The 24,663-nt window shown below is 64.8% G+C and carries 27 protein-coding genes; 25 read left to right on the top strand and 2 right to left on the bottom strand.

Annotated elements, in window-relative coordinates; genetic code table 11:
- Positions 1-108: 108 nt before the first annotated feature.
- The 15 genes from flhA (at position 109) to BLS61_RS16195 (ending at position 14,889) form a co-directional block, all read left to right on the top strand.
- Positions 109-2,256, top strand: a complete 2,148-nt coding sequence (flhA, locus tag BLS61_RS16265) for a flagellar biosynthesis protein FlhA (RefSeq protein WP_090432559.1) — start codon at positions 109-111, stop codon at positions 2,254-2,256.
- An 11-nt stretch (positions 2,257-2,267) separates the two neighbouring features.
- Positions 2,268-3,578, top strand: a complete 1,311-nt coding sequence (flhF, locus tag BLS61_RS16260) for a flagellar biosynthesis GTPase FlhF (RefSeq protein ID WP_090432557.1) — start codon at positions 2,268-2,270, stop codon at positions 3,576-3,578.
- Positions 3,579-3,669: 91 nt separating this feature from the next.
- Positions 3,670-4,500 carry a flagellar synthesis regulator FleN gene (gene fleN / locus BLS61_RS16255; protein WP_167494315.1) on the top strand — a complete coding sequence of 277 codons (831 nt, stop codon included), beginning with the start codon at positions 3,670-3,672 and terminating at the stop codon, positions 4,498-4,500.
- A complete protein-coding gene (fliA, locus tag BLS61_RS16250) occupies positions 4,497-5,243 on the top strand; it encodes an RNA polymerase sigma factor FliA (RefSeq protein WP_167358743.1) in 747 nt (248 codons plus the stop codon). The genes fleN and fliA overlap by 4 nt, the downstream gene beginning before the upstream one ends.
- Before the next feature lie 99 nt (positions 5,244-5,342).
- Positions 5,343-5,717 (top strand): chemotaxis response regulator CheY, encoded by a 375-nt coding sequence (locus BLS61_RS16245; protein WP_169968482.1) that lies wholly within the window; start codon positions 5,343-5,345, stop codon positions 5,715-5,717.
- A gap of 19 nt (positions 5,718-5,736) precedes the next feature.
- On the top strand, positions 5,737-6,525 hold the full coding sequence (locus BLS61_RS16240; RefSeq protein WP_090432553.1) for a protein phosphatase CheZ: 789 nt from the start codon (positions 5,737-5,739) through the stop codon (positions 6,523-6,525).
- A 12-nt stretch (positions 6,526-6,537) separates the two neighbouring features.
- Complete coding sequence (locus BLS61_RS16235) at positions 6,538-8,757, top strand: chemotaxis protein CheA (protein ID WP_090432551.1); 2,220 nt, start codon at positions 6,538-6,540, stop codon at positions 8,755-8,757.
- A 45-nt stretch (positions 8,758-8,802) separates the two neighbouring features.
- Positions 8,803-9,936 (top strand): protein-glutamate methylesterase/protein-glutamine glutaminase, encoded by a 1,134-nt coding sequence (locus BLS61_RS16230; protein ID WP_090432549.1) that lies wholly within the window; start codon positions 8,803-8,805, stop codon positions 9,934-9,936.
- A 25-nt stretch (positions 9,937-9,961) separates the two neighbouring features.
- The gene (locus BLS61_RS16225; protein WP_090432547.1) at positions 9,962-10,702 is read left to right on the top strand and encodes a flagellar motor protein; all 741 of its coding nucleotides are present in this window, start codon (positions 9,962-9,964) and stop codon (positions 10,700-10,702) included.
- A gap of 12 nt (positions 10,703-10,714) precedes the next feature.
- Positions 10,715-11,524: a flagellar motor protein MotD gene (gene motD, locus BLS61_RS16220; RefSeq protein ID WP_090432545.1), complete on the top strand. Its 810-nt coding sequence runs from the start codon at positions 10,715-10,717 to the stop codon at positions 11,522-11,524.
- Positions 11,525-11,606: 82 nt separating this feature from the next.
- On the top strand, positions 11,607-12,395 hold the full coding sequence (locus tag BLS61_RS16215) for a ParA family protein (RefSeq protein WP_090432543.1): 789 nt from the start codon (positions 11,607-11,609) through the stop codon (positions 12,393-12,395).
- 86 nt (positions 12,396-12,481) lie between these two features.
- Complete coding sequence (locus tag BLS61_RS16210) at positions 12,482-13,306, top strand: CheW domain-containing protein (protein ID WP_090432541.1); 825 nt, start codon at positions 12,482-12,484, stop codon at positions 13,304-13,306.
- A gap of 94 nt (positions 13,307-13,400) precedes the next feature.
- Positions 13,401-13,880: a chemotaxis protein CheW gene (locus BLS61_RS16205; RefSeq protein WP_003243242.1), complete on the top strand. Its 480-nt coding sequence runs from the start codon at positions 13,401-13,403 to the stop codon at positions 13,878-13,880.
- A 3-nt stretch (positions 13,881-13,883) separates the two neighbouring features.
- On the top strand, positions 13,884-14,306 hold the full coding sequence (locus tag BLS61_RS16200; RefSeq protein ID WP_090432539.1) for a DUF2802 domain-containing protein: 423 nt from the start codon (positions 13,884-13,886) through the stop codon (positions 14,304-14,306).
- Positions 14,307-14,445: 139 nt separating this feature from the next.
- On the top strand, positions 14,446-14,889 hold the full coding sequence (locus BLS61_RS16195) for a rhodanese-like domain-containing protein (RefSeq protein ID WP_090432537.1): 444 nt from the start codon (positions 14,446-14,448) through the stop codon (positions 14,887-14,889).
- Here the strand turns inward: BLS61_RS16195 and BLS61_RS16190 are convergent.
- Both BLS61_RS16190 and fliK read right to left on the bottom strand, forming a co-directional pair.
- Complete coding sequence (locus tag BLS61_RS16190; RefSeq protein WP_090432535.1) at positions 14,870-15,211, bottom strand: EscU/YscU/HrcU family type III secretion system export apparatus switch protein; 342 nt, start codon at positions 15,209-15,211, stop codon at positions 14,870-14,872. The two genes, BLS61_RS16195 and BLS61_RS16190, sit on opposite strands and share 20 nt — an antisense overlap.
- The gene (gene fliK, locus BLS61_RS16185; protein WP_090432533.1) at positions 15,208-16,737 is read right to left on the bottom strand and encodes a flagellar hook-length control protein FliK; all 1,530 of its coding nucleotides are present in this window, start codon (positions 16,735-16,737) and stop codon (positions 15,208-15,210) included. The genes BLS61_RS16190 and fliK overlap by 4 nt, the downstream gene beginning before the upstream one ends.
- Positions 16,738-16,966: 229 nt before the next feature.
- Between fliK and ccmA the strand changes: the two genes are divergently transcribed.
- The 10 genes from ccmA to BLS61_RS16135 all read left to right on the top strand — a co-directional run bounded on the left by ccmA (position 16,967) and on the right by BLS61_RS16135 (position 24,499).
- On the top strand, positions 16,967-17,611 hold the full coding sequence (gene ccmA / locus BLS61_RS16180) for a cytochrome c biogenesis heme-transporting ATPase CcmA (protein ID WP_090432530.1): 645 nt from the start codon (positions 16,967-16,969) through the stop codon (positions 17,609-17,611).
- Positions 17,608-18,279, top strand: a complete 672-nt coding sequence (ccmB, locus tag BLS61_RS16175) for a heme exporter protein CcmB (RefSeq protein ID WP_003460796.1) — start codon at positions 17,608-17,610, stop codon at positions 18,277-18,279. The genes ccmA and ccmB overlap by 4 nt, the downstream gene beginning before the upstream one ends.
- Before the next feature lie 95 nt (positions 18,280-18,374).
- Positions 18,375-19,130, top strand: coding sequence for a heme ABC transporter permease (locus BLS61_RS16170; protein WP_090432529.1), 756 nt, complete (start codon positions 18,375-18,377; stop codon positions 19,128-19,130).
- The gene (ccmD, locus tag BLS61_RS16165) at positions 19,127-19,303 is read left to right on the top strand and encodes a heme exporter protein CcmD (RefSeq protein WP_013715013.1); all 177 of its coding nucleotides are present in this window, start codon (positions 19,127-19,129) and stop codon (positions 19,301-19,303) included. The genes BLS61_RS16170 and ccmD overlap by 4 nt, the downstream gene beginning before the upstream one ends.
- A complete protein-coding gene (gene ccmE / locus BLS61_RS16160) occupies positions 19,300-19,788 on the top strand; it encodes a cytochrome c maturation protein CcmE (RefSeq protein ID WP_024307733.1) in 489 nt (162 codons plus the stop codon). Before ccmD ends, ccmE begins: the two co-directional genes overlap by 4 nt.
- Positions 19,785-21,758, top strand: a complete 1,974-nt coding sequence (locus BLS61_RS16155) for a heme lyase CcmF/NrfE family subunit (protein WP_090432526.1) — start codon at positions 19,785-19,787, stop codon at positions 21,756-21,758. Before ccmE ends, BLS61_RS16155 begins: the two co-directional genes overlap by 4 nt.
- A complete protein-coding gene (locus BLS61_RS16150; RefSeq protein WP_090432524.1) occupies positions 21,755-22,297 on the top strand; it encodes a DsbE family thiol:disulfide interchange protein in 543 nt (180 codons plus the stop codon). The genes BLS61_RS16155 and BLS61_RS16150 overlap by 4 nt, the downstream gene beginning before the upstream one ends.
- Before the next feature lie 158 nt (positions 22,298-22,455).
- Positions 22,456-22,929, top strand: coding sequence for a cytochrome c-type biogenesis protein (locus BLS61_RS16145; protein ID WP_090432522.1), 474 nt, complete (start codon positions 22,456-22,458; stop codon positions 22,927-22,929).
- Positions 22,926-24,137, top strand: coding sequence for a c-type cytochrome biogenesis protein CcmI (ccmI, locus tag BLS61_RS16140; protein ID WP_090432520.1), 1,212 nt, complete (start codon positions 22,926-22,928; stop codon positions 24,135-24,137). The genes BLS61_RS16145 and ccmI overlap by 4 nt, the downstream gene beginning before the upstream one ends.
- Complete coding sequence (locus BLS61_RS16135; RefSeq protein WP_090432518.1) at positions 24,134-24,499, top strand: hypothetical protein; 366 nt, start codon at positions 24,134-24,136, stop codon at positions 24,497-24,499. The genes ccmI and BLS61_RS16135 overlap by 4 nt, the downstream gene beginning before the upstream one ends.
- Positions 24,500-24,663 lie beyond the last annotated feature (164 nt).

Here is a 24,663-nt window from a genome sequence, read left to right as displayed (position 1 = left end):
TAAAGCATCAAGTCCTGCGCCATAGGCTTTCGTTTTGCCTGCAGCCACCTTTCTGGAACACTTCTTGCCATTACCCCTTCGAAACGCATTTTCGCGTCAAAAGTTTGAATGGCTTGGGGTAGGGACGTGGCAGTAGATCGCGCACAGTTAATCGGTGATGTCCGCAGCAACCTGGCGGGCCTGCGTCACGGCAATCTGGGGATTCCCCTGCTGCTGCTGGTCATGCTCGGCATGGTCATGCTGCCCATCCCGGCGTTCCTGCTCGACGTGCTGTTCACCTTCAGCATCGCGCTGTCGATCGTGGTGCTGCTGGTCAGTATCTACGCGCTGCGGCCGCTGGACTTCGCCGTCTTCCCCACCATCCTGCTGGCGGCGACCTTGCTGCGCCTGGCGCTGAACGTGGCCTCGACCCGCGTCGTGCTGCTCAACGGCCATGAGGGGCATGGCGCGGCGGGGCAGGTGATCCAGGCCTTCGGTGAGGTGGTGATCGGCGGCAACTACGTGGTCGGTATCGTGGTGTTCGCCATCCTCATGATCATCAACTTCGTGGTGGTCACCAAGGGCGCCGGGCGTATCTCCGAGGTGAGCGCGCGCTTCACCCTCGATGCCATGCCCGGCAAGCAGATGGCCATCGACGCCGACCTCAACGCCGGTCTGATCGATCAGGCCGAAGCCAAGAAGCGTCGTTCGGAAGTGGCTCAGGAAGCCGATTTCTACGGCTCGATGGACGGTGCCAGCAAATTCGTGCGCGGCGATGCCATCGCCGGCCTGCTGATCCTGTTCATCAACCTCATCGGCGGTATCGCCATCGGTGTGCTGCAGCACCAGCTGGCATTCGCCGATGCCGGCAAGGTCTACACCCTGCTGACCATCGGTGATGGCCTGGTCGCGCAGATTCCCTCGCTGCTGCTGTCCACCGCCGCTGCGGTGATGGTGACCCGCGTCTCTACATCCGAGGACATGGGCGCTCAGGTCAATCGGCAGATGTTCGCCTCGCCGCGCGCGCTGGCCGTGGCCGCTGCCATTCTCATCGCCATGGGCCTGGTTCCGGGCATGCCGCACTTTTCCTTCATCAGCCTCGGGCTGGTGGCGGCTGCGGGGGCCTACTGGATCGCCCACAAGAATCGCAAGGCCAAGGAAGCCGAAATCAAGGAGGTCCAGCGTCAACAGGAGCTGATCCCCGCGCAGAAGGCGCAGGAGGTCAAGGAGCTGGGTTGGGACGACGTCACCCCGGTGGACATGGTCGGTCTGGAAGTGGGCTATCGCCTGATTCCGCTGGTCGACCGCAATCAGGGCGGGCAGTTGCTGGCGCGGATCAAGGGTGTACGCAAGAAGCTGTCGCAGGAGATGGGCTTTCTCATGCCCTCGGTGCATATCCGCGACAACCTCGACCTGGCGCCCAATGCCTACCGTCTGACCCTGATGGGCGTGAGCGTGGCCGAGGCCGAGGTCTATCCGGACCGTGAGCTGGCGATCAACCCGGGCCAGGTATTCGGCCCGCTCAACGGCATCGCCGCCAAGGATCCGGCGTTCGGCCTGGAGGCGGTATGGATCGACCCCAGCCAGCGCGACCAGGCACAGTCGCTCGGTTACACCGTGGTCGATGCCAGTACCGTGGTTGCCACCCACCTCAACCAGATCCTGCACAAGCATGCCCACGAGCTGCTGGGGCACGAGGAAGTGCAGCAGCTCATGCAGTTGCTGGCCAAGAGCTCGCCCAAGCTTGCCGAAGAGCTGGTGCCGGGGCTGGTGTCGCTGTCGACCCTGCTCAAGGTGCTGCAGGCGCTGCTGCAGGAGCAGGTGCCGGTGCGCGACATCCGCACCATCGCCGAGGCGATCGCCAACGTCGCGCCAAAGAGTCAAGATCCCGCCGCGATGGTTGCCGCGGTGCGTGTCTCGCTGGCCCGCGCCATCGTGCAAAGCATCGTGGGACTAGAGCCGGAGCTGCCTGTGATCACCCTCGAACCAAGGTTGGAACAGATATTGCTCAATAGCCTGCAGAAGGCCGGTCAGGGCAGCGAGGATGGCATCCTCCTCGAACCTGGCATGGCCGAGAAGCTGCAGCGTTCCCTGGTGGAAGCGGCGCAGCGCCAGGAAATGCTCGGCAAGCCGGTGATTCTGCTGGTGGCCGGACCGGTCCGGGCGATGCTGTCGCGCTTCGCGCGGCTGGCGGTACCCAGCATGCACGTGCTGGCGTACCAGGAAATTCCGGACAACAAGCAGGTCACCATAGTCGCTACGGTCGGCCAGAACTGAGGTAAAGGGTCATGCAGGTCAAACGCTTCTTCGCCGCCGATATGCGGACCGCCATGAAACTGGTGCGTGACGAATTGGGCGCCGACGCCGCGATCATCGGCAACCGCCGTGTCGCCGGTGGCGTCGAGCTGACCGCTGCGCTGGATTACCAGGCACCGACGCCGGTGCGTCCGAACCCGGCGCTGGAAGCGGAGCTGCGCAAGACCCAGGCGCGCATCGCCAGCGCCCAGGCCGAGCTGGCCACCCGTGCCGAGCAGGATGCCGGCAAGGACCGCCAGCTGTTCGCCAACGAATCGCTGCTGGCCCCCGAACTGCCGGCGACGCCGGTCAAGCCGCAGCGTCCGGTCGAGGCTGCAGCGCCTGCCGCCCCGGCGGTCGACCCACGCGCGCTGGACGCCATGCGCTTCGAGCTGCACGGTCTGCGTGAACTGATCGAAGTGCAGCTGGGCTCCATCGCCTGGGGCCAGTTGCAGAATCGCCGTCCGCAGCAGGCCAATCTGTGGCGGCGCCTGCAGCGCATGGGCCTGTCCGCCGAACTGTCGCAGGCGCTGCTGGGCAAGGTGGCCGGTGTCGCCGAGCCGCGCCAGGCCTGGCGCATGCTGCTGGCGCACCTGGCGCACGCGATCAAGACGCCCAAGGTCGAGCCGCTGGAAGAGGGCGGGGTGATCGCCCTGGTCGGGCCGGCCGGCATGGGCAAGACCACCACCCTGGCCAAGCTGGCCGCGCGCTACGTGCTTAAGTACGGCGCGCAGCAGGTCGCTCTGGTGAGCATGGACAGCTTCCGCATCGGCGCGCAGGAACAGCTCAAGACCCTGGGGCGTATTCTTGGCGTATCGGTGACCCAGATCGACCCCGGTCAGTCCCTGCTACAGGCGCTGGCGCCGCTGGCCAAGAAGCGCGTGGTGCTGGTCGATACCGCCGGCCTGCCGGGCAATGACCCGGCGCTGCGTCTGCAACTGGAAAGCCTGGCCTCGGCACGCATCAAGGCGAAGAATTATCTGGTCCTGGCCGCAACAAGTCAGAGCCAAGTGCTCAAGGCCGCCTACCATAGTTATAAGCGCTGTGGCCTCGCAGGCTGCATACTGACGAAACTGGATGAGGCCGCGAGCCTGGGCGAGGTTTTGGGTCTGGCTATAGGCCAGCAACTGCCGGTAGCCTATGTGACGGACGGGCCGCGCATTCCGGATGACCTGCAGGTGCCGCGCAGCCACCAGCTGGTCAGCCGTGCGGTAGGTCTGCAGGCTCCCGAGGAGCCGAGCGAGGAGGCCATGGCGCAGATGTTCGCCGGCCTCTACCACAGTCCGGCGAAACGAGCCGGCTGAAACGGCGAGAATGTTGCACCCTCTCGCGCAGGTGCTGCGAGAGTGAACGGCCTGAGGGCCAAGTCGAAGTTAGACAAGGTGTAAAGAGAACATGGGTATGCATCCCGTACAGGTGATCGCGGTGACCGGCGGCAAGGGTGGCGTCGGCAAGACCAATGTGTCGGTGAATCTGTCCATGGCCCTGGCCGATCTTGGCCGTCGGGTGATGCTGATGGACGCCGACCTGGGCCTGGCCAATGTCGACGTGCTGCTGGGGCTCACGCCCAAGCGCACCCTGGCCGATGTCATCGCAGGCGAATGCGATCTGCGCGACGTGCTGCTGCAGGGGCCGGGCGGCATCCGTATCGTGCCGGCCGCCTCCGGTACACAGAGCATGGTCAGCCTCACGCCGATGCAGCACGCCGGCCTGATCCAGGCGTTCAGCGACATCAGCGAAAATCTCGACGTGCTGGTGATCGACACCGCCGCCGGCATCGGCGATGCGGTGGTCAGCTTCGTGCGCGCCGCGCAGGAAATCCTCGTGGTGGTGTGCGACGAGCCCACTTCGATCACCGACGCCTATGCGCTGATCAAGTTGCTCAACCGCGACCACGGCATCAGCCGTTTCCGCGTCCTGGCCAACATGGCCCACAGCCCGCAGGAAGGACGCAATCTCTTTGCTAAGCTGACCAAGGTGACGGATCGCTTCCTCGATGTCGCCCTGCAGTATGTCGGTGCCGTGCCCTACGATGAGTGTGTGCGCAAAGCCGTGCAGAAACAGCGCGCAGTCTACGAAGCCTTCCCACGATCCAAGTGCGCTCTGGCGTTCAAGGCGATAGCTCAGAAGGTTGACACCTGGCCGCTGCCGGCCAATCCCCGTGGCCATCTGGAGTTTTTCGTCGAACGTCTGGTGCAGCAACCGACTGCAGACTCGGCCGTATGACAGCAGCCTCTGGACTTCGTATGTACAACAAGGCTCAGGCGCAGGATTCCCAGCACCAGCTGATCGAGCGCTACGCGCCACTGGTCAAGCGCATCGCCTACCACCTGTTGGCACGTCTGCCGGCCAGCGTGCAGGTCGATGATCTGATTCAGGCCGGCATGATCGGCCTGCTCGAAGCCTCGCGCAAATACGATTCCAGCAAGGGTGCCAGTTTCGAAACCTTCGCCGGTATTCGTATCCGCGGCTCCATGCTCGATGAGGTGCGCAAGGGTGACTGGGCGCCGCGTTCGGTGCACCGCAACAGCCGTATGGTCAGCGACGCCATTCGCGCCGTCGAAGCCAGAACCGGACGCGACGCTAAAGATCACGAGGTTGCGGCCGAACTCCAATTGAGTCTGGAGGATTACTACGGCATCCTTGGCGACACTTTGGGCAGCCGCCTGTTCAGCTTCGACGACCTGTTGCAGGACGGCGAGCACGGCGGGTTGCACGAAGACGCCGGGCAAACCCACCTCGAACCTTCGCGGGACCTCGAAGACGAACGCTTCCAGGCGGCCTTGGCCGATGCCATCGCCGGCTTGCCGGAGCGTGAACGTCTGGTGCTGGCGCTGTATTACGATGAAGAACTGAACTTGAAGGAAATCGGTGAAGTGCTGGGGGTTAGCGAGTCGCGTGTCAGCCAGTTGCACAGCCAGTGCGCGGCGCGTTTGCGCTCGCGGCTGAGTGAATGGCGCGCCGGCTGAAGGCGACGCACTCGCAGGCAGAAACGGTTTCACGATTAAAGGACGTAGTTGCAAGCGCAATACGTTTGGGACTGTACGGAGGTCGACTTGGACAAGAACATGAAAATCCTCATCGTTGACGATTTCTCGACGATGCGACGGATCATCAAGAACCTCTTGCGGGACTTGGGTTTCACCAACACCGCGGAAGCCGACGACGGCACCTCGGCGCTGCCGATGCTGCAGAGCGGCAGCTTCGACTTTCTGGTGACCGACTGGAACATGCCCGGCATGACCGGCATCGACCTGCTGCGCGCGGTGCGCGCCGACGAGCGCCTCAAGCACCTGCCGGTGCTGATGGTGACCGCCGAAGCCAAGCGCGATCAGATCATCGAGGCGGCCCAGGCCGGCGTGAATGGCTACGTGGTCAAACCCTTCACCGCCCAGGTGCTGAAGGAAAAGATCGAGAAGATCTTCGAGCGGGTCAACGGCTGATGCCAGCCGCGAGGGTGCTATGGAACACGATGACTCCACGCTGGGTGACCTCGAGTCGACCCTGAAAAACAATGCCCGCGATCTGGTCGACAGCCTCGAACAAGGCAACTTCGGCGCCGCGGTGCAACTGATCAACGAGCTCAACAAGGTCCGTGATCGCGGGCTGTACCACGAAGTCGGCAAGCTGACCCGTGAGCTGCACAACGCCATCGTCAACTTTCAGCTCGATCCGCGCATGCCGCATGCTCAGGAGCTGTCGCAGATCGCCGACGCCACCGAGCGTTTGAACTACGTCGTGACCATGACCGAGAAGGCCGCCAACCGCACCATGGATCTGGTGGAGCAGAGCGCGCCGCTGGTCAACGATCTGAGCGACGAAGCGCAGAGTCTGAGCGTCGAGTGGGGCCGCTTCATGCGCCGCGAAATCGGTGCCGATGGCTTTCGCGAGCTGGCCAAGCGCGTCGAGCTGTTCCTCGCCCGCAGCGAGCGAGACGGCGCCAAGCTTTCCGGCCATCTCAATGACATTCTGCTGGCGCAGGACTACCAGGACCTCACCGGTCAGGTGATCAAGCGCGTCACCCAGCTGGTGACCGAAGTGGAAAGCAACCTGCTCAAGCTGGTGCTCATGGCCAGCCAGGTCGACCGTTTCGCCGGTATTCAGCACGACCATGAAGTGCTGCGTGCCGAACAGGAAAAATTAAAAGAACCATCGCGGGGTGAAGGTCCGCAGATTCATGCCGATAAGCGTGATGACGTTGCCTCCAGCCAGGACGATGTCGACGACCTGCTGTCCAGTCTAGGGTTCTAAGGAGCACACAATATGAGCTTCGGCGCCGATGAAGAGATCCTCCAGGATTTCCTGGTAGAGGCCGGCGAGATTCTCGAACAGTTGTCCGAACAGTTGGTCGAGCTGGAAAGCCGACCGGACGACATGAACCTGCTCAATGCCATCTTTCGCGGTTTCCATACCGTCAAGGGCGGAGCGGGCTTCCTCCAGCTCAACGAGCTGGTGGAGTGCTGCCATATCGCCGAAAACGTCTTCGACATCCTGCGCAAGGGTGAGCGTCGCGTCGATTCGGAGCTGATGGATGTGGTGCTCGAGGCTCTTGATGCAGTCAATGGCATGTTCGGCGAGGTGCGTGAGCGTCGCGAGCCGACGCCCGCGTTGCCAGAACTTCTCGCGGCCCTGTCGCGCCTGGCCGAGCCGGGCGGCAGCGAGGCTGCCCCTGCGCCCGTAGCGCAGGCCGTGGCGCAACCCGAGCCGGAGCCGGAGCCCCAGCCGGTCGCGCCGCCCGTGGCCACGGGTGACATCACCGACAGCGAATTCGAGCAACTGCTCGACGCGCTGGGTGATGCGCCGGCGGCCGCGCCGAGCGAGCAGGGCGCTGGCGGTGACGAGATCACCGATGACGAGTTCGAGTCGCTGCTCGATCAGCTGCATGGCAAGGGTCAGTTTTCCGGCGCGGTCGAGACCTCTGCCAGTGCAAGCGTCGCCGCTGCGCCGGCTGCTGCGGCGGCGAGCGACGATATAACCGACGACGAATTCGAAGCGCTGCTCGATCAGCTGCACGGCAAGGGCCAGTTCTCCGCTGCTGCCGAGGCCGCGGCGCCGGCTGCCGTGGCCGCAGCGCCCGCACCGGCCAGTGACGAGATCACTGACGACGAGTTCGAATCGCTGCTCGATCAGTTGCACGGCAAGGGCAAGTTCGTGCCACCCAGCGAGCCGGTAGCCGCTCCTGCATCCGCTGCCAAGCCGGCTGCAGCGCCCAAGGCCGCGGCACCTGCCAGCCCGGCGCCGGCCAGGGCCGAGCCCGCTGCTGCGCGTGCCGCCGCCGCGCCCGCGTCCGCCGACAAGGCTCCGCCGGCGAGCGAAGCGGAAACCACCGTACGGGTCGATACCGCACGCCTCGACGAGATCATGAACATGGTCGGCGAGCTGGTGCTGGTGCGTAACCGCCTGGTACGCCTGGGGCTCAACAGCGGTGACGAGGCCATGTCCAAGGCCGTATCGAACCTGGATGTGGTGACCGCCGACCTGCAGACCTCGGTCATGAAGACCCGCATGCAGCCGATCAAGAAGGTTTTCGGCCGCTTCCCGCGTCTGGTCCGCGATCTGGCGCGCAACCTGAAGAAGGAAATCAACCTCGAGCTGGTGGGCGAGGAAACCGACCTCGACAAGAACCTGGTCGAGGCCCTGGCCGACCCGCTGGTGCACCTGGTGCGTAACGCCGTCGACCATGGCGTGGAGACCCCGGAAGAGCGCGAGAAGGCCGGCAAGGCCCGCGCCGGCCGCGTGGTGCTGTCCGCCGAGCAGGAAGGCGACCACATCCTCCTGTCGATCACCGATGACGGCAAGGGCATGGACGCCGATGTGCTGCGAGCCAAGGCCGTGGAGAAGGGCCTGCTGGACAAGGACGCGGCCGAACGACTGAACGAGTTCGAATGCTACAACCTGATCTTCGCCCCGGGCTTCTCGACCAAGACCGAGATTTCCGACGTGTCCGGCCGCGGCGTGGGCATGGACGTGGTGAAGACCAAGATTTCCCAGCTCAACGGCACGGTCAACGTGTTCTCGCAGAAGGGCCAGGGTTCGAAGATCGTCATCAAGGTGCCGCTGACCCTGGCGATCATGCCGACGCTGATGGTGATGCTGGAGAACCAGGCCTTCGCCTTCCCGCTGGTCAACGTCAACGAGATCTTCCACCTCGATCTGTCGCGCACCAACGTGGTCGACGGCCAGGAAGTGGTCATCGTGCGCGACAAGGCGCTGCCGCTGTTCTACCTCAAGCGCTGGCTGGTGCCGCAGGCCTTCCATGAGGGGCAGCGCGAGGGTCATGTGGTGATCCTTACCGTCGGCAGTCAACGCATCGGCTTTGTCGTCGATCAATTGGTCGGCCAGGAGGAAGTGGTAATCAAGCCGCTGGGCAAGATGCTCCAGGGCACGCCCGGGATGTCCGGCGCCACCATTACCGGCGACGGTCGCATCGCATTGATTCTCGACGTACCGAGCATGCTCAAGCGCTACGCTCGACGTTTCTGATGTTTCGCGGCGCGGGCCCTGGCTTCGCGCCGTCTAGGAGTGTGTATGGCTGTTAAGGTTCTGGTGGTGGACGACTCCGGTTTCTTCCGCCGGCGCGTTTCGGAAATCCTGTCTGCTGACCCCAGCATTCAGGTCGTGGGCACGGCCACCAACGGGCGCGAAGCCATCGATCAGGCGTTGGCGCTCAAGCCCGACGTGATCACCATGGATTACGAGATGCCGATGATGGACGGCATCACCGCGGTACGAAACATCATGCAGCGCTGCCCGACGCCGGTATTGATGTTCTCCTCGCTGACCCACGAAGGCGCGCGCGTCACCCTCGATGCGCTGGACGCCGGTGCGGTGGATTTCCTGCCGAAGAATTTCGAGGACATCTCGCGCAACCCCGAGAAGGTCAAGCAGATGCTCTGCGAGAAGGTGCACAGCATCGCGCGCAGCAACCGTCGTTTCAGCTCGGCCGCGGTGGCTCCGGCGCCGACTGCGGCCAGTCCGAGCGTGGCGCCGACTAGTCGTCCTGCTGTCTCGACGCGTCCGGCGGCGCCTGCTCCCGTTGCGCCTGCGCGTCCTGCGCCGACCGCGGGCGGTGCATCGGCATCGCCTGCGCCCAAGCGCAAGGCTTACAAGCTGGTGGCCATAGGCACCTCCACCGGTGGTCCGGTGGCGCTGCAGCGCGTGCTGACCCAGCTGCCAGCCAATTTCCCGGCGCCCATCGTGCTGATCCAGCACATGCCGGCGGCCTTCACCAAGGCCTTCGCCGAGCGTCTGGACAAGCTGTGCCGCATTCAGGTCAAGGAAGCCGAGGACGGCGATATCCTGCGTCCCGGCCTGGCCCTGCTGGCCCCTGGCGGCAAGCAGATGATGGTCGATGCGCGCGGTGCGGTGAAGATCCTGCCGGGCGACGAGCGCCTCAACTACAAGCCGTGCGTCGACATCACCTTCGGTTCCGCGGCCAAGTCCTATGGCGACAAGGTGCTGGCCGTGGTGCTGACCGGCATGGGCGCCGATGGCCGCGAGGGTGCGCGCCTGCTCAAGCAGGGCGGCAGCCAGGTGTGGGCCCAGGACGAAGCCAGCTGCGTGATCTACGGCATGCCCATGGCGGTGGTCAAAGCCAATCTGGCCGACGCGGTCTACGGCCTGGACGATATCGGTCGACACCTGACCGAGGCCTGCCAGTGACGATCGCTAAGTCGGGTGCATCGGCATGGATGTACTGAGCCTAATCGGCGTCATTCTGGCCTTCGTCGCGATTCTCGGCGGCAACTATCTCGAAGGCGGGCATGCCGGTGCGCTGCTCAACGGACCGGCGGCGCTGATCGTCATCGGCGGTACCCTCGGTGCAGCCTTCCTGCAGGCTCCGGTGCAGGTGTTCAAGCGTGCCATGGGCATCCTGCGCTGGATCTTCTTTCCGCCACGTATCGATCTGGTCGGCGGCATCAATCGTGTGGTCGGCTGGAGCATGGTAGCGCGCAAGGAGGGCCTGCTGGGCCTGGAGGCGGTGGCCGATGCCGAGCCCGATCCCTATGCGCGCAAGGGCCTGCAGTTGCTGGTCGACGGTGCCGAGCCCGAGTCCATCCGCAGCATTCTGGAGGTGGATCTGTACACCCAGGAGGCGCGGGATATCCAGGCCGCCAAGGTGTTCGAGAGCATGGGCGGCTATGCGCCGACCATCGGCATCATCGGCGCGGTGATGGGGCTGATCCACGTGATGGGCAACCTGGCCGATCCGAGCATGCTCGGCAGTGGTATCGCCGTGGCCTTCGTCGCCACCATCTACGGTGTCGGTTTCGCCAACCTGCTGCTGTTGCCGGCCGGCAACAAGCTCAAATCCATCGCGTTGCGCCAGTCGCGCTACCGCGAGATGCTCCTCGAAGGCATCCTGTCCATCGCCGAGGGTGAGAACCCGCGTTCCATCGAACTGAAGCTGCAAGGCTTCATGGACTGATGGAGGCATGCCATGGCGCGCAGGCGGCAACATGAGGAGCACGAGAATCACGAGCGCTGGCTGGTGTCCTACGCCGACTTCATCACCTTGCTGTTCGCCTTCTTCGTGGTGATGTACTCGATCTCCTCGATCAACGAAGGCAAGTACAAGATTCTCTCGGAGTCGCTGACCGGCGTGTTCAACCAGCCGGACCGCTCGATCAAGCCCATACCGGTGGGCGAGGAGCGGCCGCGTACCAGCGAGCCGGAGAACACCTCGATGGACGATCCCAGTGCGGACTCGTCCCTGCAGAGCATCGCTTCCAGCGTGCGTGAGGCGTTCGGCGAGTTGATCAAGGCCGATCAGTTGACCGTGCGCGGCAACGAAATGTGGATCGAGATCGAGCTCAGCTCCAGCCTGTTGTTTCCCAGCGGCGATGCCATTCCGAACAATCAGGCGTTCGACATCATCGAAAAGGTCGCCAAAATCCTGGCGCCGTATCAGAATCCGGTCAAGGTCGAGGGGTTCACCGACAACCTGCCGATCCAGACCGCCCAGTATCCGACCAACTGGGAGCTGTCGTCGGCGCGCGCGGCGAGCATCGTGCGTATGCTGGCCATGGATGGTGTCGATCCTTCGCGTCTGGCGGCGGTAGGCTATGGCGAATTCCAGCCTGTGGCCGATAACGCCTCGGCCGAAGGCCGGGCGCGCAATCGCCGGGTGGTGCTGGTGGTTTCGCGCAACCTCGACACGCGACGTGGCGCGGGCAGTGCCGCGACCCAGCAGTCGGAGGCTGGCACGCAACCTGCACCGGCGTCTGCGTCGGGGGTTCCACAGTCGTGAGCCGTCAAATCCCAGTCGCCTGCTGTGTGCATGCGACAGCCATTCTCGGCCTGAGCGCTTCGTGCCGGGAGGATGAGAGAAGATGAAAGTCTGGGCAGTAGCCAATCAGAAGGGTGGGGTCGGCAAGACCACCACCTCCATCGCGCTGGCGGGCCTGTTGGCCGACGCCGGTAAACGCGTGGTCGTGGTCGATCTCGACCCCCATGGGTCGATGACCAGTTATTTCGGCCATGATCCCGATGCGCTGGAGCACAGCTGCTTCGATCTGTTCCTGCACCAGGGCAACGTGCCGCAAGGCCTGCCCAAGCAGTTGCTGCATGGCACCAGCCACGAGAACATCGCCTTGCTGCCGTCGAGCACGGCGCTGGCCACGCTCGAGCGTCAGTCGCCGGGGCAGAGCGGCCTGGGCCTGGTGATCGCCAAGAGCCTGGCGCAGCTGTGGGAGGATTTCGATCACGCCGTCATCGACAGCCCGCCGCTGCTCGGCGTGCTGATGGTCAACGCCCTGGCGGCCAGCCAGCAGCTGGTGATCCCGGTGCAGACCGAATTTCTCGCGGTCAAGGGCCTGGAGCGCATGGTCACCACGCTGGCGATGATCAACCGCTCGCGCAAGCAGGCGCTGCCCTACACCATAGTGCCGACGCTGTTCGATCGGCGCACCCAGGCGTCCATGAGTACGCTGCGGGTGCTGCGCAATACCTACCCCGATCATCTGTGGCCGGCCTACATTCCGGTCGATACCCGTTTACGCGATGCCAGCCGGGCAGGGCGCACACCTTCGCAGTTCGATGCGAACAGTCGTGGCGTGATCGCCTACCGGGCGCTGCTCAAGCATCTGCTCAGCCATCAGCCGGCGGCGCAGGTGGCTTGAAATGAGCGTCTGTGTTGAACTGCGTCACTCAAGTCGGGGCATGCTGCGGCCGATAGGCTGTAAAGATCTTATCTTGGGTTCCTGTCATGAGTCGTAACCTCGCCACCGCCACACGCTCCCAGCTGGCCCTGCAGTCCTATCTCGATGGGCTGCTGCAGGAAGCCGCGGCCGAGCTGGAGATGTCCGTCAGCCTCGACGAGTTCGAGGCCGCGGTGCTCGAGGAACAGGTGCGTGATGCGCGGCTGGCCGAGCCGGTCGCGCCCGTGGTGGCTCCCGTTGCCCTCGCGGCGGTGGTCGAGCCGCAGGTGCAGGTTACCGTTGCGCCGGTGGAGTTGCTCGCTCCGGTAAGGACGCCGGTGATCGAGGAGGCGCCGCCAGAGGTTGCCAGCCTGGCCGAACGGACGCCGCAACCGGCGGCCTTGCTCGCCGATGGTCGCCCGACCTGGGCCGAAGAGCCGTTCGAGTGCCTGCTGTTCGATGTCGCCGGGCTGACCCTGGCCGTGCCGCTGATCTGCCTGGGCTCGATCTATCCGCTCGAAGGCCAGGAGCTGACCCCGCTGTTCGGTCAGCCCGACTGGTTCCTCGGTATCCTGCCGAGCCAGGCCGGCAACCTGAAGGTGCTGGACACCGCGCGCTGGGTGATGCCGGATCGCTACCGCGAGGACTTCCGCGAAGGCTTGCAGTACGTGATTTCGGTACAGGGTTACGAGTGGGGGCTGGCGGTGCATCAGGTCAGCCGCTCGATTCGTCTGGACCCCAGCGAGGTCAAGTGGCGCAGCCAGCGTACCCAGCGGCCCTGGCTGGCCGGCACGGTGATCGAACACATGTGCGCACTGCTCGACGTGGCGGCGCTGGCCGAGCTTATCGCCAGCGGTGCGGCGAAACGCCTGAATGCTGGAAAAGTGCATTGAGAATTGGTGGGTCTGTGCCAACGGGCTCTATAGTTGATGACAAGCGGGTCGACCGCACATGCCGCGCTGAGCGGTTTTTGACGAGGCTAGGGACATGAAGAAAAGTTCTGCACAAGGTGCCGAAGATCCGATTCTGCAGTGGGTGACCTTTCGCCTGGACAACGAGACCTATGGCATCAACGTGATGCAGGTGCAGGAAGTCCTGCGCTACACCGAGATCGCCCCGGTACCGGGTGCTCCGAGCTACGTGCTGGGCATCATCAACCTGCGCGGCAACGTGGTGACCGTGATCGATACCCGCCAGCGCTTCGGCCTGGGCTCGGCACCGGTCACCGACAACACCCGTATCGTCATCATCGAAGCGGACAAGCAGGTGGTCGGCATCCTGGTCGACAGCGTGGCCGAAGTGGTCTATCTGCGTCAGTCCGAGATCGAGACCGCACCGAACGTCGGTAACGACGAGTCGGCCAAGTTCATCCAGGGCGTGTGCAACAAGAACGGCGAGCTGCTGATCCTGGTCGAGCTGGACAAGATGATGAGCGAGGAAGAGTGGTCGGAGCTGGAGAGCATCTGAGCCATGTCCGAGTTTGCCATGCTCGCTGCTGCCGTGGCCTTCCTGGCCTTGCTATGCGTGGCACTGGGCATCGTCTGCAATGGCCTGTATCGCAACCAGCAGCGTCTGCTGGCCGAGCAGGCCAAGCGTGACGCCGCGCGCGATGCGCGAATCAAGGAACTGAGCAAGCGCCTCGATACCTACCTGACCGGCAGTATCCGCATGGGCGAGGAGTTGCATGAGCTGCGCCGGGTGGTGGCGCCATTGCCGGACAAGGTCAGCCAGATCGAGCAGCGCGATCCCAGCAGCCTGTCCTTCACCCAGGCGGCGCGTCTGGTGGGCATGGGGGCCAGCGTCGAGGACCTGACCCAGTCCTGCGGCCTGAGCAAGGCCGAGGCCGAGCTGATCAGCCGTCTGCACAAGCCCAGGGCAGGTCAGCCGCAATAGCCTTGTCTCCATGGAGCGCATAGTCGCGCTCGTTCTTAGCCGGCCTCGTCGCCTGCGCAATCAATCCTAGAACCTGTTCGCACCCATCTACGCTCAAGGGTAATGGTTCGTGCGACTGTGCTCAGCGCGGGGATTGATCATGCATCGTCTGGTTATGCTGTTGGCAGCCTGGCTGCTGTGTCAGCCGCTTTTCGCCCAGGAGGCGCCGTTGCAGGTGGCTGGCGCGATCACGGTCAACGTCATGCAGGCCAAGCAGCTGCACGACCATGGCGCGCTGTTCATCGATGTGCGGGCGGCCCGCGAGTGGGAGTGGGGCCATGTCGAGGGGGCCATTCACCTGGATCTGCGCGGGCAGTTCGCCGCTCTGGCCCACGCGCCCTGGCCCCGCGAGATACCGCTGGTCATCTACTGCGACAGCGAAGTGTGTTTGCAGAGCGCGCTTGCCGTGGAGCAGGCCGTGGCCTGGGGCTTTACCCGCGTGTTCTATTTCCGTGGCGGGTACTTCGCCTGGCAGCTGTTTGACATGCCCAGCGGCAAAGGCAGTGCTGGCGAACGGCTGGCGTTCAGTTCGTCGGGCCCTTGAGCAGGGGCAGTGGCGGGGTGACGTCGCGCTCGCCGTCTGCCTCGAAGCCAGGCGGGGTCTTGCCTTGCAGATACCAGGCGAAGGCAATGATCTCGGCGATGCAGCGATACAGCGCTTCGGGAATGGCATCGCCCAGCTCCAGGCGCGCCAGCAGGCGCACCAGCTCGGCATTCTCGTAGATCGGCACTTCGTATTCGCGGGCAATGGCGAGTATGGCTTCGGCCAGTTCGTCATCACCCTTGGCGCTGAGCACCGGCGCGTTCTGCCCGTCGTAGTTGAGGGCGATGGCCTGACGGACTTCGGGCTGCGGCTTGCGGCTCATGCGGTTTCATCCACCCAGCGCTGTTCCAGTGAGGTCTTCGGCCCCTGTGGCGGCATGCCCTGGCTGCAGGCCAGTTCACCGACCTCAAGCCCTGCTGCCTGCAGGCGTTCTCGCAGGTGGCCCAGCTCGGCGTTGATCAGGGCGGTGGTGTCGGCGCGTTCGGCCCACAGCTGGCTGGACAGGCTGCCGCGCAGCAGTTGCGCGCGCACCTGCAGCGGGCCGAGGTGATCGAGCTCGAAGGCCAGTTCCACGCGCCAGAGCGTTTCCTTCTGTTCCGCCTTTTCCGCCTTGCCGCCATCTTCGCGCTGCAGCTTGACTTGCAGCGGGATCACGTCCTGCTGGTGACGCATGGGCAGCTCCAGCTGCCAGGTGGTCAGCAGATTGCCGTTGGCGTCCACCTGGGTTTGCGCCAGGCTCGACAACTGGTGGGTCTGCAGCCTCGAAACGGCCGCTGCGGCGAGTTTCAGCAGGGTTTCCAGGTCGGCTTCGCCATCCATGTTCTGCAGCAGGCGCGAGGGCAGGGGAAAGGTCAGGGCCTGCTGGCGCGACGAGCCGGCCGCGTTCACGCCGAGTAGTTGCCGGGCCAGGTTGGGCAGGTTCTGGTTGAGTGCGTTGTGCAGGCCGGCGAGGGCGCCGGCGCCCCCTGGCAGTTGCGGCATCAGTTGGGCGATCAGGCGCAGCAGGTTGGCTTTCAGGTCCTGCGCCAGGGCACCGGTCTGGCCCTGCAGCAGCTTGGCTTCGAGCAGTACGCCGCTGCTTTCCAGAGCCTGCGCCAGGCCCTTGGCGGTGCTCAGCTGGGCGCTGTCGGGCAGGGCGCCGAGCAGCTTGTCGATGCTGCCGCGCAGTGCCTCGTCGCCACCGCTCAGGTTCTGCAGGCCCTTGAACAGCCCCTCCAGCGAAGCCTGGCGATTCTGCTGGGCGGCTAGCTGCTGGCCCAGTACCAGTTGGTCGAGACGGCCGCTGAGGGGCAGGAAGGCGAGACTCTGGCTGCCCTGTACCTGGGCGCTGAGCAGGCTGCCCAGCGGCAGCGGCATGGGACTGTCGAGCGCCAGCTGGCTGCCGGCAAGGGGCGTATTGAGCAGGTTGACCACCAGGCGATACACCGTCTGCGCGCCCAGCGGCGGCAAAACGTCGCGGCTGACGACCTTGCCCTGGACCAGGGTGCCGGGCGGCAGCTGCTGCAGATCGAGGCTGGTCAGCGGTTTGTCGCCGCCGGCCTGCAGGAGCACTGCCAGGCGGGTGTCCGACAGGGCGGTGACCACCAGAGCGCTGCCCTGGGCCAGCGGCCTGGAACTTTCCGCCTGCAGGGTGGCCTGCCGACCGCCGTCGAGGGTGAGTTTGAGCAGCAGCTGAAAACTCTGCGCCTGCTCGCGAATCGCCACCACTTCAGCCTTGGCGCTTTCGCCGGCTGCCAGCATGCCTTCCAGCGGCTGTAACAGTCGCACGGCCAGGTCCGCTGCGCTTGCGCTGGGGCGGATCACCGCGGCGGAGGGAGGAAGCGGGCGTGGGCTGCTGATTTCGCTCATGGGCTTGGGTTGGGCTCCGTCCTTTGAAGGGGCCGTAGGGTGCGCCATGCGCACCGGTTTCGACTGCTGCTGCGTATGGCACACCCTACGCGATTAACAACCTGTCGAAAATGCTGACTGCGGGGACAGTGACGCGCCATGTATAATGCCGGCCCGCTGCGCACCACACTTCCGGCACGCTTCAGTATAGCGGCCGGAGCACCGTCGACTTTAACCCTGCCAGGTATCGATGACCCGTCCCGTTCCCCTTCTCGAAGCCGTGGCGCTCAGCTGTGAGCGGGACTGGCGCATGCTTTTCGAGCAGCTGCATTTCGCCTTGCAGCCGGGTGACATGTTGCAGATCAGCGGTCCCAACGGCAGCGGCAAGACCAGCCTGCTGCGTCTGCTCGCCGGGCTGCGTCAGCCCACTGCCGGCGACATTCTGCTGCAGGGCCGGCCGTTGGCCGAGCAGCGCAGCGAACTGGCCCATGACCTGCTGTGGATCGGCCATGCCGCCGGCATCAAGGGGCTGCTGACCGCCGAGGAGAACCTCGCCTGGCTCTGCGCCCTGCATCGTCCGGCCAGCCGCGAGGCCATCTGGCACGCGCTGGAAGCGGTCGGCCTGCGCGGTTTCGAGGACGTTCCCTGTCACACCCTGTCCGCCGGTCAACAACGCCGGGTGGCCCTGGCGCGCCTGTATCTGGAAGACACGCCGCCGTTGTGGGTGCTCGATGAGCCCTTCACCGCGCTGGACAAGAGCGGCGTGGCGCAACTCGAAGCGCACCTGGCCGGCCACTGCGAGCGCGGCGGCGTGGTGGTGCTGACCACCCACCACAGCCTGCAGCACAAGCCGGCCACCTATCGCGATCTGGATCTGGGGCAGTACGCCGCATGAGCAACGTCTTTACCCAGCTGCTGTCGCGCGAGATGCGTCTGCTCGCTCGCCGCCCGTCCGACCTGGCCAACCCGCTGGTGTTCTTCGCCATCGTCATCGCCCTGTTCCCGCTGGCAGTGGGGCCGGAGACGCAATTGTTGCAAACCCTTTCCCCAGGCCTGGTGTGGGTGGCAGCGCTTTTGGCCGTGCTGCTCTCGCTGGACGGGCTTTTTCGCAGTGATTTCGAGGACGGCTCGCTGGAGCAGTGGGTCCTTTCGTCGCACCCCCTGCCTCTTCTGGTGTTGGCCAAGGTGCTGGCACACTGGCTTTTCAGCGGTCTGGCGCTGGTTTTGCTGGCGCCCGTGCTGGCGCTGATGCTCGGTCTGCCTGGGCGTTGCCTGCCGGTACTGCTGATTTCCCTGCTGCTCGGCACCCCGGTGCTGAGCCTGCTCGGCGCGGTGGGCGCGGCGCTCACCGTTGGTCTCAAGCGCGGCGGCCTGCTGCTGGCGCTGCTGATCCTGCCGCTGTACATCCCGGTGCTGATTCTTGGCAGCGGGGCGTTGCAGGCGGCCCTGCAAGGACTGCCGGCTAGCGGTCACCTGTTGTGGCTGGCCAGCCTCACCGCCCTGGCGGTGACCCTGACACCTTTTGCGATTGCCGCCGGCCTGACCATCAGCGTCGGCGAATAAGAACGAACCGTGATGTAGCCCGGATGCAATCCGGGAGTTCTCGATAGCCTCCCCGGATTGCATCCGGGCTACGTAGTAGATGATGAGTCGACTGAATGAACTGGACGTGGTTTCACAAATGGGGTTCGCCCAAGTGGTTCTATGAGATGAGCGGCCGCTGGCTGCCCTGGCTCAGCATCGCTGCCGTGTTGCTGATCGTCGCCGGCCTGGTCTGGGGCCTGGCCTTCGCACCGCCGGACTACCAGCAGGGCAACAGCTTTCGCATCATCTACATCCACGTTCCTGCGGCGTTCCTCGCCCAGTCCATCTACGTGACACTCGCCATCGCCGGCCTGGTCGGCCTGGTCTGGAAGATGAAACTGGCCGACGTCGCCCTGCAGCAGGCCGCGCCCATCGGCGCCTGGATGACCGCCATCGCGCTGCTCACCGGCGCCATCTGGGGCAAGCCGACCTGGGGCACCTACTGGGTCTGGGACGCGCGCCTGACCTCGATGCTGATCCTGCTGTTCCTCTATTTCGGCGTCATCGCCCTGGGCAACGCCATCAGCAACCGCGACAGCGCCGCCAAGGCCTGCGCCGTGCTGGCCATCGTCGGCGTGGTCAATATCCCGATCATCAAGTACTCGGTGGAGTGGTGGAACTCGCTGCACCAGACCGCCACCTTCAAGATCACCGAGAAGCCGGCCATGCCGGTGGAAATGTGGCTGCCGCTGCTGCTGGCGGTGCTGGGCTTCTACTGCTTCTTCGGGGCCGTGCTGCTGTACCGCATGCGTCTGGAAGTACTCAAGCGCGAAGCGCGCAGCAGCTGGGTGAAAGCCAAAGTGCAGAACCTGGTGGAGGGCAAGGCATGAGCTTCTCGTCCTTTTCCGAATTTCTCGCCATGGGCACCCATGGCGCCTACGTCTGGAGCGCCTACGGCATCAGCCTGGCGATCCTGGCGTTGAATGTGGTGCTGCCGATCCTGGCGCGCCGCCGTTACCTGCAAGACGAGGCGCGCCGTTTGCGCCGGGAGAAGTCGAAGTGAATCCGGTTCGCAAGAAACGCCTGTACATCGTCCTGGCCATCCTCTGCGGCGTCAGCATCGCCGTCGCCCTGGCGCTGACCGCGCTGCAGGAGAACATCAACCTGTTCTACACCCCGAGCCAGATCGCCAATGGCGAGGCCCCGGAAGGCACGCGCATTCGCGCCGGCGGTCTGGTGGAAGAGGGCTCGGTCAAGCGTTCGCCCGATTCGCTGGAAGTGGATTTCGTCGTCACCGACGGCGCCCACGGCGTGACCATCCGCTACAGCGGCATCCTCCCGGATCTGTTCCGCGAGGGGCAGGGCATCGTCGCGCTTGGGAGGGTCAATGAGCAGGGCGTGCTGGTGGCCGACGAGGTACTGGCCAAGCACGACGAGAACTACATGCCGCCTGAAGTCATGCAGGCGCTGGAAAAGAGCGGAATGATGCAGAAGCACAATGAGGCCAAAGCCGCCAAACAGGGCTATCAGCAGGAGAGTGCGCAATGATCCCCGAGCTTGGCCATCTGGCGATGATCCTGGCGCTGTGCCTGTGCCTGGTACAGGCCACACTGCCGCTGGTCGGCGCCTGGCGCGGTGACCACCAGTGGATGAGCCTGGCGCAGCCGGCCGCCTGGGGTCAGTTCGCCTTCCTGTTGTTCTCCTTCATCTGCCTGACCTACGCCTTCATGGTCGACGACTTCTCCGTCGCCTACGTGGCCAACAACTCCAACACGGCGCTGCCCTGGTACTACAAGTTCAGCGCGGTATGGGGTGCCCACGAGGGCTCGCTGCTGCTGTGGGCATTGATCCTGGCCGGCTGGACCTTCGCCGTGGCGATCTTCTCGCGCCACCTGCCGGAAGAGATGCTCGCCCGTGTGCTGGCGGTGATGGGCATGATCAGCGTCGGCTTCCTGCTGTTTCTGATCGTCACCTCCAACCCCTTCGAGCGTCTGCTGCCGAACTCGCCTGTCGACGGCCGCGACCTCAACCCGCTGCTGCAGGACTTCGGCCTGATCGTCCATCCGCCGATGCTGTACATGGGCTACGTCGGCTTCTCGGTGGCCTTCGCCTTCGCCATCGCCGCGCTGCTCGGCGGCAAGCTGGACGCCGCCTGGGCGCGCTGGTCGCGGCCGTGGACCATCGTCGCCTGGGCCTTCCTCGGCATCGGTATCGCCCTCGGTTCCTGGTGGGCGTACTACGAACTGGGCTGGGGTGGCTGGTGGTTCTGGGACCCGGTGGAGAACGCCTCCTTCATGCCCTGGCTGGTGGGCACCGCCTTGATCCACTCGCTGGCCGTGACCGAGAAGCGTGGCGTGTTCAAGAGCTGGACCGTGCTGCTGGCTATCGCCGCCTTCTCCCTCAGCCTGCTGGGGACCTTCCTGGTGCGTTCCGGCGTACTCACCTCGGTGCATGCCTTCGCCACCGACCCGGAGCGCGGCGTGTTCATCCTCGCCTTCCTGCTGGTGGTGGTCGGCGGTTCGCTGGCGCTGTTCGCCGTGCGCGCACCGGTGGTCAAGAGCCAGGTCGGCTTTGGCCTGTGGTCGCGTGAGACCCTGCTGCTGGTCAACAACATCGTGCTGGTGGTGTCGGCGGCGATGATCCTGCTTGGCACCCTCTACCCGCTGGTGCTCGATGCCCTGACTGGCGCCAAGCTGTCGGTCGGTCCGCCTTACTTCAACGCGCTGTTCCTGCCGCTGATGGCGCTGCTGATGGCGGTGATCAGCGTCGGCGTGCTGGTGCGCTGGAAGGACACCCCGCTTAAGTGGCTGGGCAGCATGCTGACGCCGGTGCTGGTGGCCAGCGTGGTGCTGGCGGTTGCCGCCACCTTCCTGCATGGCGATTTCCACTGGGCGGTGCTGGCCGTCTGCCTGCTGGCGTTCTGGGTGGTCCTCGGCGGCGTGCGCGACATTCTCGACAAGACCCGCCACAAGGGCCTGCTCAAGGGCCTGCCGAGTCTCGGTCGCAGCTACTGGGGCATGCAGACGGCGCACCTGGGCTTCGCCGTATGTGCCCTGGGCGTGGTACTGACCAGCCTGGGCAGCTACGAGCGCGACCTGCGCATGGCGCCGGGCGATTCGGTGGAACTGGGCGGCTATCGCTTCCAGTTCGACGGCGCCGTGCATCACGAAGGCCCCAACTTCATCTCCGACAAGGGCACGGTACGTGTCTTCGACGGTGAGCGGCAGATCAAGGTGCTGCACCCGGAGAAGCGCCTGTACACCGTGCAGCAGTCGACCATGACCGAGGCGGGCATCGATGCCGGTTTCACTCGCGATCTGTTCGTCGCCTTGGGTGAGCCGCTGGAGCAGGGCGCCTGGGCCGTGCGCATTCACATCAAACCCTTCGTGCGCTGGATCTGGCTCGGCGGTCTGTTGATGGCCTTCGGCGGCTTCCTCGCCGCGGCCGACAAGCGCTACCGGATCAAGGTCCGCACCCGTGTGCGCGACGCCCTGGGCTTGCAGGAGGCCAGCGCATGAGACGTTTGCTGCTGCTGTTGCCGCTGCTGGCCTTTCTGGCGATTGCCGTATTTCTCTACCGCGGCCTGTTTCTCGATCCGTCCGAGCTGCCCTCGGCGCTGATCGGCAAGCCGTTCCCGGCTTTCAGCCTGCCGGCGCTGGATGACCCCGAACGCACCCTGAGTGCGGATGATCTCAAGGGCAGGCCTGCGCTGGTCAACGTCTGGGCCACCTGGTGCCCGGCCTGCCGTCACGAGCATCCGGTGCTGAACAAGCTGGCCGAGGCCGGTGTGGTGATCCATGGCATCAACTACAAGGATCAGCGCGAGCCGGCGCAGAAGTGGCTGCGTGACCTGCACAACCCCTACCAGCTCAATATCGAGGATGCCAAGGGCAGTCTGGGGCTGGATCTCGGGGTGTATGGCGCGCCGGAAACCTTCTTCGTCGACGCCAAGGGCATCATCCGGCACAAGTACGTCGGGGCCATCGACGAGCGCATCTGGCGCGAGAAGCTGGCGCCGATCTATCGAGAACTGGTCGACGAGGCACAGGCACCATGAAAACTACTGCGCTCGATCATGCTGCGTTGAAAACAGGCTGGAGCGCCAGCCCGGTCAAATGCTCATTTACAACTTGTAAACTCCGCTTCTTCGCCTGCTTTCGCCTTGCCTGCTCTTCGCTCGCGACGTTTTCATGGCGCCTGCCTAAACGTTTGCTGATGTCCGCCGGTCTGGCGCTGGGCCTGTTGGCCAGCGCCCATGCCGCCATCGATACCTTCGAGTTCGCCAGCGAGGCCGAGCGCCAGCGCTATCGCAGCCTGATCGAAGAGTTGCGCTGCCCGAAATGCCAGAACCAGAACATCGCCGACTCCGATGCGCCGATCGCCATGGACCTGCGTGGCGAAATCTATCGCATGCTCGAAGAGGGCAAGAGCAACGAGGAGATCATCGACTTCCTGGTTGCCCGCTATGGCGACTTCGTGCTTTACAAGCCACCGCTGACCAGCCGCACGCTGCTGCTCTGGTACGGTCCGGCCGGCCTGCTGCTGATAGGTTTCGGCGTGCTTGGGGTGATCGTCCTGCGCCGCCGTGGTCAGCAGAAGGATCGCACCGCCGCTGGCCTCTCCCTTGATGAGCAGGCGCGCCTCGACGCGCTGCTCGCCCAAGCCTCTCAGGACAAGAAAGACCAATGATCGATTTCTGGTTGCCCGCCGGGCTGCTGTTGCTGACTGCTCTGGCGTTTCTGTTGATCCCGGTACTGCGCATTCGCAAGCTGCAGGCTGAAGAAGACCGCACCGCACTCAACGTCACCCTCTATCAGGAACGCCTGCAGGAGCTGGAAGCCCAGCGCCAGGCCGGTGTGCTCGATGATGCGCAGATGCAGGCCGGTCGCGCCGAAGCGGCGCGCGAGCTGCTCGACGATACCGAAGGCGTGCAGCGCCGCAGCGGTGTGCTCGGCGGCAAGATCCCGCTGGTCTCGGCGTTGCTGGTGCCGGTACTCGGCGTGGCCCTGTACCTGCACTGGGGCGCGCTCGACCAGGTCGAGCAGACCCGTCAGCTGGCGGCCATGCAGCCGCAGAGCATCGAGGAAATGACCGCGCGCCTGGAGCAGACCGTCAAGCAGCAGCCGGACTCCGCCGAAGGTTGGTACTTCCTCGGTCGTACCTACATGGCGCAGGAGCGTGCCGGCGATGCCGCCAAGGCCTTCGAGCGCGCCGTGGAGATCGCCGGGCGTGCCCCGGAGCTGCTCGGCCAATGGGCGCAGGCGCTGTATTTCGCCGAAGGCAAACAGTGGAACGAGCGACTGCAGGGGCTCACCGACGAGGCGTTGCAGGCCGATCCGCAGGAGGTCACCAGCCTGGGCCTGCTCGGCATCGCCGCCTATGAAAGTCAGCGCTATGCTGATGCAGTGCGCTACTGGGAGCGTCTGGTCGCCGTGCTGCCGGAGCAGGACCCGTCCCGCGCGGCCATCGCCGGCGGCATAGAGCGTGCCCGGCAGCAGATGGGCGAAGGCGAGCAGCCCAGTGCTGCCGCCGAGGCGAGCGCCAAGGTGCATGCTCTGGAGGTCAGCGTGTCGCTGTCGCCCGAGGTACAGCAGAAGGTGCAGCCGGACGATGCCGTGTTCGTCTTCGCCCGCGCGCTCAGTGGCCCGCCGATGCCGTTGGCGGTCAAACGCCTGAAGGTATCCGACCTGCCAGCGCAGATCAGCCTGTCCGATGTGGATGCGATGATGCCGGAACTGAAGATTTCCCGATTCGATCAGGTGCAACTGGTGGCGCGCGTTTCCCGCGCCGGTAATGCTACCCAGGGCGAGTGGACCGGCCAGACCGGCCCGGTTGCCAATACCGCCCGTGACGTGCAGGCACTGCTGATCGACAGCCGCGACGGGCAGGCCCAGTGAAGCGTCTGCTGCTGGCCTGCTTGCTCGGGTTTGGCCTGAGTGGCTGCGTACTGCAGCAGCCGAGCGCGCCGGTCGACAGACTGCCACCGGCGCAGCAGCCGGGTACGCCGGCTGGCAAGTTGCCGCCTGTCCAGCAACCCTCGCATCCGCGTTACGCACCGCCGCCCGGGGTGAAGAGCCACTGGAACCCGGCATTGGGTGTCTACGTGGTCGAAGGCGCCCAAGACCTCTACTACCGCGAGCGCATCTTCTACCGCTGGGACGGCGGCTGGAGCTGGTCGCCACAAGCTGGCGGGCCGTGGAAGGCAACCGACAGCTCGGGCATTCCACCGGGGTTGTTCCGCCAGTATCAGAACCGCTGATCGCGTAGGGCGGGTGAAACCCGCCAATCGACCTGGCAGGTCGCATTCACCCTACAACCGCCTATGAAAACGGCGCCCGAAGGCGCCGTCTTGTGGTTCTTCGCATGTTTTGGGGAAAGTGCGGGTTGACCCCGGACTGGCAAGTTTGTGTGCGTATCGCTTGC

The organism is Ectopseudomonas guguanensis, assembly GCF_900104265.1.
GTDB classification, from domain to species: domain Bacteria; phylum Pseudomonadota; class Gammaproteobacteria; order Pseudomonadales; family Pseudomonadaceae; genus Aquipseudomonas; species Aquipseudomonas guguanensis.
The sequence above is the reverse complement of the archived record's forward strand: the minus strand, read 5'-3'. Positions and strand labels throughout refer to the sequence as shown.

Bases quoted from the DNA above. Each gene is read 5' to 3' on its own strand.
- BLS61_RS16190 (WP_090432535.1), bottom strand. From the start codon at position 15,211: ATGAGCCGCAAGCCGCAGCCCGAAGTCCGTCAGGCCATCGCCCTCAAC.
- BLS61_RS16230 (WP_090432549.1), top strand. From the start codon at position 8,803: ATGGCTGTTAAGGTTCTGGTGGTGGACGACTCCGGTTTCTTCCGCCGG.
- BLS61_RS16145 (WP_090432522.1), top strand. From the start codon at position 22,456: ATGTCCGCCGGTCTGGCGCTGGGCCTGTTGGCCAGCGCCCATGCCGCC.
- BLS61_RS16210 (WP_090432541.1), top strand. From the start codon at position 12,482: ATGAGTCGTAACCTCGCCACCGCCACACGCTCCCAGCTGGCCCTGCAG.
- BLS61_RS16205 (WP_003243242.1), top strand. From the start codon at position 13,401: ATGAAGAAAAGTTCTGCACAAGGTGCCGAAGATCCGATTCTGCAGTGG.
- BLS61_RS16240 (WP_090432553.1), top strand. From the start codon at position 5,737: ATGGAACACGATGACTCCACGCTGGGTGACCTCGAGTCGACCCTGAAA.
- BLS61_RS16215 (WP_090432543.1), top strand. From the start codon at position 11,607: ATGAAAGTCTGGGCAGTAGCCAATCAGAAGGGTGGGGTCGGCAAGACC.
- BLS61_RS16170 (WP_090432529.1), top strand. From the start codon at position 18,375: ATGAACTGGACGTGGTTTCACAAATGGGGTTCGCCCAAGTGGTTCTAT.
- motD (WP_090432545.1), top strand. From the start codon at position 10,715: ATGGCGCGCAGGCGGCAACATGAGGAGCACGAGAATCACGAGCGCTGG.
- BLS61_RS16235 (WP_090432551.1), top strand. From the start codon at position 6,538: ATGAGCTTCGGCGCCGATGAAGAGATCCTCCAGGATTTCCTGGTAGAG.
- ccmI (WP_090432520.1), top strand. From the start codon at position 22,926: ATGATCGATTTCTGGTTGCCCGCCGGGCTGCTGTTGCTGACTGCTCTG.
- fleN (WP_167494315.1), top strand. From the start codon at position 3,670: ATGGGTATGCATCCCGTACAGGTGATCGCGGTGACCGGCGGCAAGGGT.
- ccmB (WP_003460796.1), top strand. From the start codon at position 17,608: ATGAGCAACGTCTTTACCCAGCTGCTGTCGCGCGAGATGCGTCTGCTC.
- BLS61_RS16225 (WP_090432547.1), top strand. From the start codon at position 9,962: ATGGATGTACTGAGCCTAATCGGCGTCATTCTGGCCTTCGTCGCGATT.
- BLS61_RS16200 (WP_090432539.1), top strand. From the start codon at position 13,884: ATGTCCGAGTTTGCCATGCTCGCTGCTGCCGTGGCCTTCCTGGCCTTG.
- BLS61_RS16245 (WP_169968482.1), top strand. From the start codon at position 5,343: ATGAAAATCCTCATCGTTGACGATTTCTCGACGATGCGACGGATCATC.
- BLS61_RS16195 (WP_090432537.1), top strand. From the start codon at position 14,446: ATGCATCGTCTGGTTATGCTGTTGGCAGCCTGGCTGCTGTGTCAGCCG.
- fliA (WP_167358743.1), top strand. From the start codon at position 4,497: ATGACAGCAGCCTCTGGACTTCGTATGTACAACAAGGCTCAGGCGCAG.
- ccmD (WP_013715013.1), top strand. From the start codon at position 19,127: ATGAGCTTCTCGTCCTTTTCCGAATTTCTCGCCATGGGCACCCATGGC.
- flhF (WP_090432557.1), top strand. From the start codon at position 2,268: ATGCAGGTCAAACGCTTCTTCGCCGCCGATATGCGGACCGCCATGAAA.
- fliK (WP_090432533.1), bottom strand. From the start codon at position 16,737: ATGAGCGAAATCAGCAGCCCACGCCCGCTTCCTCCCTCCGCCGCGGTG.
- BLS61_RS16150 (WP_090432524.1), top strand. From the start codon at position 21,755: ATGAGACGTTTGCTGCTGCTGTTGCCGCTGCTGGCCTTTCTGGCGATT.
- BLS61_RS16155 (WP_090432526.1), top strand. From the start codon at position 19,785: ATGATCCCCGAGCTTGGCCATCTGGCGATGATCCTGGCGCTGTGCCTG.
- ccmA (WP_090432530.1), top strand. From the start codon at position 16,967: ATGACCCGTCCCGTTCCCCTTCTCGAAGCCGTGGCGCTCAGCTGTGAG.
- flhA (WP_090432559.1), top strand. From the start codon at position 109: ATGGCTTGGGGTAGGGACGTGGCAGTAGATCGCGCACAGTTAATCGGT.